1 pseudogene is annotated in these 3,824 nt (G+C 69.8%); it reads left to right on the forward strand.

The window, feature by feature from the left end:
* Window positions 1-3,824 (forward strand): annotated as a pseudogene (locus EAO75_RS43680) (hypothetical protein); the annotation flags it as partial.

Consider the following 3,824-nt stretch of genomic DNA (forward strand, 5'->3'; position numbering starts at 1 on the left):
GAGGAGTCCGCGGCGAAGAACCGGCCGGGCGCGGCCGAGGCGAGGGTGGCGGGCCAGCAGCTCAAGCCGCAGGACAAACGAGGCCAGGAGAAGCCCAAGGGCTCACCGGCCACCTCCGGCAAGGACACCCAGTCGGCGGGCAGGATCAGCACGCTGGAAGGGAAGCGCAACCAGGACGTCGAGGGGCTGGAGGAGGAGACCGAGGAGGACACCGACGGCTCCGGGAGCGAGTCGGAGGTCGAGGTCGGCGGTGCGGAGCCGAGCGCCTGGGACATCAAGCTCCAGCCCGAGGACTTCCTGCCGAAGCAGGACCTCGACGTGTCCGGCGTACCGACGGCGGACACGCTGGATCCGACCGCCACCCCGTCCGTCCCGTCCTTCCCCGCTCCGCCGCCGACCAGGGCCGAAGAGGTGCAGGCGCAGCGGGACGCGGAGGACGCCGAGGACGAGGCGGCGGAGGCCGAGCCCGAGGAGGAGGCCCTCGCCGAGGAGCCGGAGTCGTCGGCACCTCAGACCGAGGGCGGGCCGGCGAACGACGGCGGGTTCGGTGGCCTCGCTCTGGAGCAGGCCGCGGCGCCGCCGGCGGCGAGCACGGCGACCCGGGACCCCAAGGCGGGGGACGACCCGAAGGTGGGGGCGGTCGCCGCGCAGACGACCGTGCAGGAGGCGCCGGGCAGGACGGACGGGAAGTCCGAAGGCGGCAGTGAGGCCACGGAGTCGGCGGCCAAGGAGGAGAAGGGCACTGCGGCCGGCGGTGGCAAGGCCGCGGCGGCGCCGGAGAAGGAGTCGCAGCAGGCCATCGGCGGCAGGTCCGCGCAGTCCGAGGCCGGAGGCAAAGAGGGCGCGAAGGAGTCGGGGGGCGGTTCCGGTTCGCAGGCCGCCGGCGCTCAGACCACTCAGGCCGCGCAGGACACGGCAGTGGCCGCGGGAGGCGGGTCCGGCTCAGGCGGCCCGAGCGTGCCCGGCGGGACGTCCGCCGGTGCCACAACCGGTGCCGCGGGTGCGTCGGAGCCGGCCCCGTCGGGCGGTACGACCCAGGAAAGCGCGCCGGAGTCCAGTGCTCGTACGGAGGCCCCGGCCGCGGCACCCAGGCCGGCGCCCGCCGCTCAGGAGTCGGCACCGGCACCCGCGCCGCAAGCCGCCGCGAAGGCAGCCCCCGAGGCGAAGGGCGCACCGGAGACCGCACCCGCGCCCAAGGCGGCACCGTCGGGGGGATCCTCGGGTGCCGGCGGCGGTGGTGGTGGCGGGGCGGCCGCCCCGGCTCGCGGAAAGGGCAAGAAGGACTCCGGCCCGGCCCCGAACCTCTCGGGCGTCGCCCCTGAGGCCGGCCTGTCCACAGCCTCGAAACTCAAGCCGCACAAGGCACTTCAGGCCATGGGCGGCGTGGGTGGCGCGGTGGACCGTACGGTCGGTGACGAACACAAGACGCTCGCCGCCGCACCGCCCTCCATGCAGCGTCCGGCAGGCGCACCGCAGACGCTGGAGGGCAAGCCGAAGACGGACGCTCCGGCCGCGTACTCGCAGGATCCGGCTGCGCAGGCGCAGACGCCGGACCAGGAGAACGCCGAGGTCACCGGCGCGAAGGAGCCCGAGGGCCAGATCGAGGCGGAGAAGGCCGAGGAGCCCGGCGGCTGGGACACCTTCAAGATGGCCCTGGGCTTCATCGGCGGCAAGATCGTGAACGGCGTCGCGAGCCTCTTCGGCGCCGACGAACCCGTGGTGGATCCGCAGGAGCTGGCCGCGAAGTTCGCGGGCTTGCCGACGAAGGACGACGCGCTCAAGCAGGCACAGGCCGGCAACGCGCCGGGTGTCGAGATGCAGGGCGGCGCCGAGCGGGCGTCCGGTGAACAGGGCGGCAACGTCGATGCCAAGGGCCAGGAGACCATCGGGACGGCCCAGGACGACGCCGGCCGCGGAATGGGCGAGAACCAGGTCTACCCCAACGCTCCCAAGGAGCAGTTGACCGCGAAGGTCCCGGGGCAGGGCGGCGGTGGCGAGGGTGTTGCCGTCGAGGGCGGGGGCGCGACCGGTGCCGTACCGCCGGAGGCCGCCTCCGAGGTGGCCGAGCACGAGCGGGGCCCGCAGTTCCAGGCCGCGTTCAGCGAGGGGCAGAAGGGCGTGTCGGAGGGCCGTCAGGCCAAGGACCGTGACTTCCGCGACTCGCAGGCGAAGCACAAGCGGCAGGTCGATGCCGAGATCGCGGCCAACACCGAGACGCAGGCGGGCGAGCGCGAGAAGGCGATGGCCGATGTCACCGCCCAGCGCCAGGACTGGCGCACGGAGCAGGACAAAGAGCTCAAGAGCCTCGGCGACAAGAAGTCCGACCGGCAGGAGAAGGTCCGCCAGGACGTCAAGGACGAGGAGAAGAAGACAGACGACAAGGTCGATACCGAGAAGGAGGGCAGCGACAAGAAGGTCAAGGACAAGGCCGACAACGCAGAGAAGGACGCGGACCGGCAGAAGAACAACGCTGCCCAGGACTCGGGAAATTGGATCTCGAAGGCCTTCGAGTGGATCAAACAAAAGGTCATCGAGATCAAGAACGCGATCGTCAAGGTCATCCGCGAGGCGCGTGACGCGGTCATCACCTTCATCCGCGACTTCAAGAAGAACGTCGAGGGATGGATCAACGCGGCCCGCAAGGGCATCATCGACGCGATCAAGAACCTGATCAAGGATCTGATCGAGTTCGCGATCTCGATGGTGCGGGCGGTCATCGATCTGGCCAAGCGCATCCGGAACCTGATCACCTCTCTGATCAATGCGGCGATCGCACTCGTCAACAGGCTCGCCACCGCGTTGAAGCAGGCCATCAGCGATCTGCTGGACTCCATCGGCAAGTTGTTGAGCAGCATCTTGGAGATCCTGAAGAAGGCCCTCCTGGACGTCATCAAGGCCGTCGTGGACGCGGTGAAGGCCGTCCTGGACTTCGCCGCCGGACTGCTGAACGCCCTCGGCGACTTCATGCTCATCGCGGTCGACTTCCTGTCCGACCCGGGTGGTTGGCTGAGCGGTGCCAAGAACTCCGCGGTGGACGGCGCGAAGAACCACCTGTTCCGCGAGGTCAAGGCGGCCGTAAAGGCATGGTTCCAGTCGAAGATCGAGGAGATCATCGGCGTCCCGAAGGCCATTCTCGACAAGCTCATCAAGGGCGGCATCACCCTCGAACAGATCGTCAAGGAGACCTGGGACGCCATCGTCCCCCAACTCCCCTTCATCATCGGCGAGATCGTCATCACCAAGGTCATCGCCAAGCTGATCCCGGGCGCCGGCTGGGTGATGGCTGTCATCGACGCCATCAAGACGGCCATCGGCGCGCTCGGCGAGATCCTGCGGGCGATGGGGGCGGTCCTGGACTGGCTGAAGGCGGTTCGCRGCGGTGGGGCAGGCATCTTGTTCGCGAAGGCGGTGGCTGCGGGCATCGTGGCATTGCTGGAGCTGGCGTATGAGGCGCTGCTGAGCGGAATCGGCAAGTACGTTGCGAAGGTGGGGCGGCGCTTCAAGGGCATCGCCGAGAGGCTCGGTCGAGGCAAGGGGGGCAAGGGGGACGGCAAGCGACCGACGGCCACGGACGGCGACGACCGGGGCGGCAGGAAGCCAGATGAGAGGTCTGCCGACAACAAGCCGGAGTCCACGCTGCCGACGGTACGTCCCACTTCCGTTCTCCCGAAGTCGGGCAAGGGCACAGGCCCGGGGACGAAGCCCCATGCGAAGCCCGCCGCCCCGAAGGCGGACCCGAACAAGCCGACTACGAAGACTCCGGACAAGGCCGGGGACACCAAGAAGCCCACGGGCAAGCCGGGTCAGCCGAACAAGAGCGGGGA

This window comes from Streptomyces sp. UW30, from assembly GCF_008042075.1.
GTDB lineage: Bacteria > Actinomycetota > Actinomycetes > Streptomycetales > Streptomycetaceae > Streptomyces.